Annotated in this window: 6 protein-coding genes and 1 riboswitch; of the genes, 2 read left to right on the top strand and 4 right to left on the bottom strand. The window is 26.7% G+C overall.

The features are described from left to right. Positions 1 to 503 precede the first annotated feature (503 nt). On the top strand, positions 504 to 701 hold the full coding sequence (locus tag ON17_RS00500) for a hypothetical protein (RefSeq protein ID WP_017191521.1): 198 nt from the start codon (positions 504 to 506) through the stop codon (positions 699 to 701). Between the two features lie 669 nt (positions 702 to 1,370). Continuing rightward, positions 1,371 to 1,508, top strand: a complete 138-nt coding sequence (locus ON17_RS03505; protein WP_017191519.1) for a hypothetical protein — start codon at positions 1,371 to 1,373, stop codon at positions 1,506 to 1,508. A gap of 277 nt (positions 1,509 to 1,785) precedes the next feature. Here ON17_RS03505 and ON17_RS00495 read toward each other — a convergent pair whose 3' ends face one another. From ON17_RS00495 to ON17_RS00480, 4 genes are all read right to left on the bottom strand, one after another. Beyond that, positions 1,786 to 2,496, bottom strand: a complete 711-nt coding sequence (locus ON17_RS00495; RefSeq protein WP_017191517.1) for an amino acid ABC transporter permease — start codon at positions 2,494 to 2,496, stop codon at positions 1,786 to 1,788. A 165-nt stretch (positions 2,497 to 2,661) separates the two neighbouring features. After that, a complete protein-coding gene (locus ON17_RS00490; protein ID WP_017191515.1) occupies positions 2,662 to 3,402 on the bottom strand; it encodes a transporter substrate-binding domain-containing protein in 741 nt (246 codons plus the stop codon). Positions 3,403 to 3,659: 257 nt separating this feature from the next. After that, positions 3,660 to 3,834: riboswitch (Lysine riboswitch) on the bottom strand. A gap of 175 nt (positions 3,835 to 4,009) precedes the next feature. Next, positions 4,010 to 4,222 (bottom strand): hypothetical protein, encoded by a 213-nt coding sequence (locus ON17_RS00485; protein ID WP_017191513.1) that lies wholly within the window; start codon positions 4,220 to 4,222, stop codon positions 4,010 to 4,012. 80 nt (positions 4,223 to 4,302) lie between these two features. Further along, entirely contained in the window at positions 4,303 to 4,539 is a 237-nt protein-coding gene (locus ON17_RS00480) for a hypothetical protein (RefSeq protein WP_017191512.1), read from the bottom strand. Positions 4,540 to 5,484: the final 945 nt, after the last annotated feature.

The raw sequence follows: 5,484 nt of genomic DNA, 5'->3' as shown, positions 1-5,484 counted from the left end.
GCAACTTTTTTTGTTATTATTATTAACAATAAACACTTTTAAATAGTTCAAGAAATTAAAAATAATTTAAAACCTAATACACTCAATTCATTCTCCAATAAGAGTTTTTTTACACAAAAAAACCAATAAACCAATGGGTCTCATCCTCTTTTGATTATGTCTTTTTTCTTATTAAGATTTTTTTATCCTTAGGAGTTGATTATTAAGTAAAAATTGTTATAACATAAATATAAAAAATACTGTCTTATAAAGCATTTTATTAGTAGAAAACAGTAAAAAATTAACTCGTTATAAAAGATAAAAAAGATATGAAATATAGATATGACTAAGTTAAAAAAACGTTATATCTTTATTGAAAAGGAGATGATAATTTATGTTTCTTGGGAGACAAAGAGAAATAAAAGTTTTTAAACAAAAATAAATTCTAACCAATTTGAATTTGGCCTTTTATATGCCAAAAGAAGAATAGGTAAAACTATCTTATTAAACGAAATAACTAAAAAATGTATCCTTCTATTTATTTTGTTGCTAATACAAGCAGTTTAACAGCTAATTTAAAATATTTTAGCCAAGTGATAGCGAATTTTTTTGACGAAAAGGTCACTTTTAACCGATATGAAGATTTATTTCAATATTTGGTTAAAAAGAACCAATTATCTCCGGTAGTAGTTATTATTGATGAATTTTCTTATTTGATGTAAAGCGATGATAACATTTTATCTGTTTTGCAAAATATTATTGATCATCAATTATTAACTTCTACTGTGAAATTGATTTTATCAGGGAGTCACATCGGAACTGTAGAAGATATGTTGACTGCGAAAAAACCTCTTTACGGTCGTAATACTTTTGTTTTTAAAACCTTTCCATTATCAAGAAGCAAAACTTTTTTATCCTCATTTTTCTTTAGAAGATAAAATAAGTTTTTTAGTGTTTTTAGCGGATTACCTTTTTATTTAGCTCGCATTAATCAAAAGGAAAGTTTTGCCGATAATATTATTAATTTGGTTTTAACATTATGTAAAAATTTTATAAATGATTTCCGAAGGCAAATGCACAATTAAATGATATAACTTATAAAAGCAAACTTAAAAATACCGGCACTAACGTTAAATATATCACTATTTTGGAAAAGATGGGTCTTATTGGCAAAGAAAATTGTTTTGGTAAAATGAACCAAAAAAACTATTTATTACATTAAAGACCAATTTTTTAATTTTTATTTTCATTTTATTGAAAAAAATAGATCAGCTAAAAACATCTTAGAAGGAGAAGAATTTTATCAAAAATTTATTAGCCCTCAAAGAGATTAATTTGTTTATCATGAATTTGAAAAAATAGCACAAACTTTTTTAAAACAAAAATATAAAATGTCTTTACAAGAGATAAGTCGTCATTTTGGTCAAACCAAAATTAAAAAAGAGCATAAACTCACAGAACAAGAAACAGAAATCGATCTTCTTTTGTTAACAAACAAAGCTTTATCAGCTTATGAATGTTGCTGGTAAAACGCTAAAATAGACTTGTCTGCTGTGATAGCTTTTGAAGCGAAAATTAAAGCAATGGCTAAATTTTTCGTTGATAAAATAGGTTTTTTTCTAAAAGTGGTTATGAAAAAGAAGTTTTAAGTTTAAACCATGAATTTTAAGCTTTAAAAGAATTGTATCCAGAAAACGTTCCAGAAAAATTATTATTATAACCAACCATAAAAAGGAGTCTTTAAATCCCTTTTTATGGTTAGTTTTTGTTTTAATAATAAATTAACGCATTTTTGATACTTAATGGTTATTTATGAGTGCCTAATTTTTTCTCTAACACCCTTAAACCGATATTAGCGAATAAAATTAAAATTAAATAAATAACACCGGCGATACTGAAAGTAGCGAAAGTATTGAAAGTTGCTCCTCTAATTTGTTTAGTAACGGCGAATAATTCCATTACCCCAATAACACTTAAAACAGAACCATCTTTTAAATTAATGATAAATTCGTTCATTATCGGTAGTAAAGATCTTTTGATCGCTTGAGGTAAAATAACATGTCTTAAAGTTTGTTTTTCTGTCATCCCTAAAGATTGAGCGGCTTCTATTTGAGCTGTATCAAAGAAATTAACGTTTCTTAAAATGATTTCAGCGATATAAGCGGTCGAATTGAAAGTAATCACGATGAGACCAGCTCTTAAAGGAGTTAACCATTCAAACTTGCCTAAAGATTTAATGCCGTAATAAAAAATCATCGCTTGAATCATCATCGGAATGCCTTTGATAACAAAAATATAGCCAGAGAGCAATTGATCAGTTATCGTTTGGATATAATATTGAACAGAAGTAACTTTTTTTCTGTCTTGTTTTTTACCTTTTAGATAAACAATACCTAAAGCGATTGCAAACGCTCCTAGGGTGCCTATAATCGCTAAAATAAGAGTTATTTTAATACCTTCTAGATATAAAGCATAGTTTTTTGTTAAGATAGAGAAAATACTACTTTTTTGTGGCATAATTTTTGTCTGCTATTTCCATATATTCTTTTCTAGTGATTGGTGCTATTTTGTTTAAGACTTCATTCTTTTGCCCTAATAAATGATTATTTTTTTAACCCCAATTCTGGTGTCAATATCCACACTGCGGCTTTTTTCATTTTTTGGTCTAATGTTGCATCAATATTATATATTTTGTGCATAATTTTGGACTGCTTGTTGCATATATTCGTTTCTAGTATTTTCATCTATTTTACTTAAAGCTTCATTAACTTGTCCTAATAAAGGATTATTTTTTTTAACCCCAATTCTGGTGTCAATATCCGTATTGGCATCTTTCATTTGTTGGTATAATACTGTATCAACATTATCAATAGTTTTTAATGTATCAGGAAATGCTTTTAAATAAAGTTGGGCTAAAGGCGATTCAGCCATAAAACCGACAATATGTTTGCCTTGGGTTTGGTCAATTAAATCAGTATAGTTGTCTAAAAATCTTACGTTTGCTTCACCGCCAGCCAATTCTTTTGTTTTACTTTCATAAATGGTTTCTTTTTGGATCCCTAATTTTTTACCTTTTAAATCGCCAATATTTTGGATATTTTGAGGATTATCTTTATGAACGATGAAACGTATAGTTGGTCTTAAGTAAGGGTCAGTGAAGTCTATTACTTGAGCTCTTTCCTCTGTTTTAGTCATACCACCCACAATTAAATCAATTTCGCGATTGTTTAAAGCAGGAATTAAACCATCCCATTCTTTTTTAACAATAACTAATTTACGTCCTAGTTGTTGAGCTATCGCTTTTGCCATACGAACGTCATAACCATCAGCGTAATTGCTTCCATTAGTTCCGACAAGATAGCTGTCAGCTGTTTTGTCGCCTGGACTTACGCCATAATTAAAAGGTGCGTAATCTACTTCCATACCGACTCTTAAAACATTTTGATCGCTATCGCTTGGTTTTCTAGTAGAAAAGTAATAATAAATACCCCAAAACCAATTACAATAATAAAAAATAAAACAACTAACAAAATGATTAAATTTTTTCCTTTCCTTAAATCCATCTTTTCTTACCTTTTGCCTTTTTTTATTTAAAAAAATTTTTTAAATAAAAGAAAAAACCCTTACTAATTTAAAAAGTAAGGGTTTAGTTAGCATAAAAGAAAGAGTCTTTGTTTTATGTTTTGGTCAGCCCCATTACTTTTTAAAAAAGCAAAGAGTATTATAGATCTTATTCTATAACCCCATATAAAACTATTGCCATAGTTTTATATTCGGCGATGATTACCTTTCTTATACTTCTAAGAATGCCTTCTCCGTATAATACTAATCTGCATTGCTGCCTCTGAATTTAATCTTTTATTTTTTTTAAAATTTTATAATTAGATTATAACTTAAATAAAGTGGTTTGTCAATCATTTTTTTAAAGAAAATAAGAGATTTGTTAAAAACTTGGTTATGAGGGAGGATGAGAAGAGGATGAGAAAGGATATAACTTTTTAAATCTTTGTTATATAGGTGCTTTTCTTGCTTATCTGATAGCATTATTGTTGTATTGTTGTTCTGGAACTAATTTATAATTAATAATACATTTAATTTTGTTTTTGGAAACAGAATCTTTGAATAATTGTAATTTGTCATTATTATCTAATTTCTCAACTTTTAATTGAATTTTATTATACACTGTAAATTTTTTATTTTGATCTTTTTTCATTACTTTTGGTTTGTTTAATATTATATACATTTTTATTGTTTTTACAATCTTTTTAAGTTAATAAAAAGACCTCCATTCAAATAAGGTCTTTAAGGCGAAAACGATGTTCTTTAATGATCAATGGTTTCTTTCGCTGAATCATCAGAATTATAGTAAGCAGTTCTTTTTAATTTTTCGTTTTCAAGGTCGTATTCTTGCGCCATATTTCTTTTATTATCTTGGATATTATAGTAAGTTTTTTTAATCATTTTACCATTATTAGGGTGAAATTCAATGTCATAAAAACGACCAAACAAGCCTTTAAATATTTTGATAGGTGGTCGGTAAGTTTCATTGGAAAAAGTCATCTTTTCAGATATAGCGGGCGGTGGTGTAATGTCTAAATAATCTAATTTTCATTGAAAATCTTTTAAAACCATTGAAGTGCCTAAATTAATATTATCCAAAAACCATTCATCATTGATAAAACCTTTTTTATATTTTTATTGATGTTTATTTCCTTCGCTATTGTAAAGGGTTTGACCTTCTCTATATAATTTTTTTCTGATTTCTCTGCCTTTATATTCTCCTTGTTTGATATAATATTGTTTTTTCCATTCTTTTAAATCGTTGTCGTAATATCTGTATTTTCATATTTTTCATGAGCTCCAATATTGTTTTTTGGAGGTAATTTTCGGGGCATCTGATAAAACATAATTAGCCCTAAAATCAAACATAATATCAATATAGAAGATATTATAGTGGTTATAATGCATTTTTTTAGTTGTCGCCAATTTTTTGAGTTTTATCTTTTCTTTCTTTGATTGTTGTTGTAGCAAAAGTATAATTAATAGATTCTTAATGTATGCTTAAAAATAATTTGCTTTTTTTATTTATGTCTCTATTATACGTTTGTTTTGCAATAGTTTGAGGGCAAAAATTAATCTTTTTAAACAAACGCAAAAATTCATAACATAAAAAAACATAAAATGAAGACAATATCGTTGATTTATGCATTTCTCTGTGAATATATTAATGACCTAATTTCTTTCATTATGACAAGAACAGGATTTATTTATCTTCTCTATGATAAACTCCACAGACATTTGTTAAGTTAATTCGTTAAAAATAACTTGACAATTATATATAAAATAACTTATAATTAAAGTGAATTATATTTATTTGTTTCTAAAAAAGTTTTTACATTTTTCTTAATTTTTAATGATTATTAAAATTTTTAAATAGGTAGTTAATGAAATCTTATTATTAATATTAGTTTTTAAAATCTTAAGATCGATAAAATAACGTATTTA

This window comes from Poinsettia branch-inducing phytoplasma str. JR1, from assembly GCF_000309465.1.
GTDB lineage: Bacteria > Bacillota_I > Bacilli_A > Acholeplasmatales > Acholeplasmataceae > Phytoplasma > Phytoplasma pruni.
Note: the sequence above shows the minus strand (reverse complement) of the source record. Positions and strands in the feature narration are given on the sequence as shown.